Annotated in this window: 1 rRNA gene; it reads left to right on the top strand. The window is 49.7% G+C overall.

Features of this window, described 5'->3' with window-relative positions:
* Positions 1-19 precede the first annotated feature (19 nt).
* A 23S ribosomal RNA gene (locus FTU62_RS17170) occupies positions 20-2,219 on the top strand; the annotation flags it as partial.

The raw sequence follows: 2,219 nt of genomic DNA, 5'->3' as shown, positions 1-2,219 counted from the left end.
CGACTGTTTGGGGTTGTATAGTCAAGTAATTAAGTGCATGTGGTGGATGCCTTGGCAGTCAGAGGCGATGAAAGACGTAATAGCCTGCGATAAGCTCCGGGGAGGCGGCAAATATCCTGTGATCCGGAGATTTCTGAATGGGGAAACCCACCCGCTATAAGGCGGGTATCATAAACTGAATACATAGGTTTATGAGGCGAACGAGGGGAAGTGAAACATCTCAGTACCCTTAGGAAAAGAAATCAATTGAGATTCCCTCAGTAGCGGCGAGCGAACGGGGAAAAGCCCATTAAGTTATCTAAGCTTTAGTGGAACGCTCTGGGAAGTGCGACCATAGTAGGTGATAGTCCTGTACACGAAAGGGCTTAGATAATGATGTCGAGTAGGGCGAGGCACGTGAAACCTTGTCTGAATATGGGGGGACCATCCTCCAAGGCTAAATACTCCTGACTGACCGATAGTGAACCAGTACCGTGAGGGAAAGGCGAAAAGAACCCCTGTGAGGGGAGTGAAATAGATCCTGAAACCGCATGCATACAAGCAGTGGGAGCCAACTTGTTTGGTGACTGCGTACCTTTTGTATAATGGGTCAGCGACTTACATTCAGTAGCAAGGTTAACCGATTAGGGGAGCCGTAGAGAAATCGAGTCTTAATAGGGCGTTTAGTTGCTGGGTGTAGACCCGAAACCGGGTGATCTATCCATGAGCAGGTTGAAGGTTGGGTAACACTAACTGGAGGACCGAACCCACTGTCGTTGAAAAGCCAGGGGATGACTTGTGGATAGGGGTGAAAGGCTAATCAAACTCGGTGATAGCTGGTTCTCCCCGAAAGCTATTTAGGTAGCGCCTCGGACGAATACCATTGGGGGTAGAGCACTGTTTCGGCTAGGGGGTCATCCCGACTTACCAAACCGATGCAAACTCCGAATACCAATGAGTACTATCCGGGAGACAGACTGCGGGTGCTAACGTCCGTAGTCAAGAGGAAAACAATCCAGACCGCCAGCTAAGGCCCCAAAATTATAGTTAAGTGGGAAACGATGTGGGAAGGCATAGACAGCTAGGAGGTTGGCTTAGAAGCAGCCACCCTTTAAAGAAAGCGTAATAGCTCACTAGTCGAGTCGGCCTGCGCGGAAGATGTAACGGGGCTAAAACTATATGCCGAAGCTGCGGATTTACACATTAGTGTAAGTGGTAGGGGAGCGTTCTGTAAGCCGATGAAGGTGGATTGAGAAGTCTGCTGGAGGTATCAGAAGTGCGAATGCTGACGTGAGTAACGACAAAACGGGTGAAAAACCCGTTCGCTGAAAGACCAAGGGTTCCAGTCCAACGTTAATCGGGGCTGGGTGAGTCGACCCCTAAGGCGAGGCCGAGAGGCGTAGTCGATGGGAAATTGGTTAATATTCCAATACTTCAGTGTAATGCGATGAGAGGACGGAGAAGGTTAAGTCAGCCTGGCGTTGGTTGTCCAGGTGAAAGGAAGTAGGCATGTATCTTAGGCAAATCCGGGGTACTCTATGCTGAGATCTGACAGCAAGCTGTACTTGTACAGTGAAGTGGCTGATACCATACTTCCAGGAAAAGTCTCTAAGCTTCAGTTACACTGGAATCGTACCCGAAACCGACACAGGTGGTCAGGTCGAGTAGACCAAAGCGCTTGAGAGAACTCTGCTGAAGGAACTAGGCAAAATGGTACCGTAACTTCGGGAGAAGGTACGCTGCTTTTGGTGATGGAACTTGCTTCCTGAGCTGAGAGCAGCCACAGAAACCAGGCCCCTGCAACTGTTTATTAAAAACATAGCACTCTGCAAACACGAAAGTGGACGTATAGGGTGTGATGCCTGCCCGGTGCTGGAAGGTTAATTGATGGGGTTAGCGTAAGCGAAGCTCTTGATCGAAGCCCCAGTAAACGGCGGCCGTAACTATAACGGTCCTAAGGTAGCGAAATTCCTTGTCGGGTAAGTTCCGACCTGCACGAATGGCATAATGATGGGGGCGCTGTCTCCAGCAGAGGCTCAGTGAAATCGAAATCGCCGTGAAGATGCGGTGTACCCGCGGCTAGACGGAAAGACCCCGTGAACCTTTACTGCAGCTTGACATTGAACTTTGATCTTACTTGTGTAGGATAGGTGGGAGGCTTTGAAACCGAGACGCTAGTTTCGGTGGAGCCAATCTTGAAATACCACCCTGGTAATATTGAGGTTCTAACTCTGCTCCAT

The sequence above is a fragment of the Acinetobacter sp. YH12126 genome (assembly GCF_013418745.1).
GTDB lineage: Bacteria > Pseudomonadota > Gammaproteobacteria > Pseudomonadales > Moraxellaceae > Acinetobacter > Acinetobacter amyesii.
This window is presented reverse-complemented; position numbering and strand designations above follow the sequence as displayed.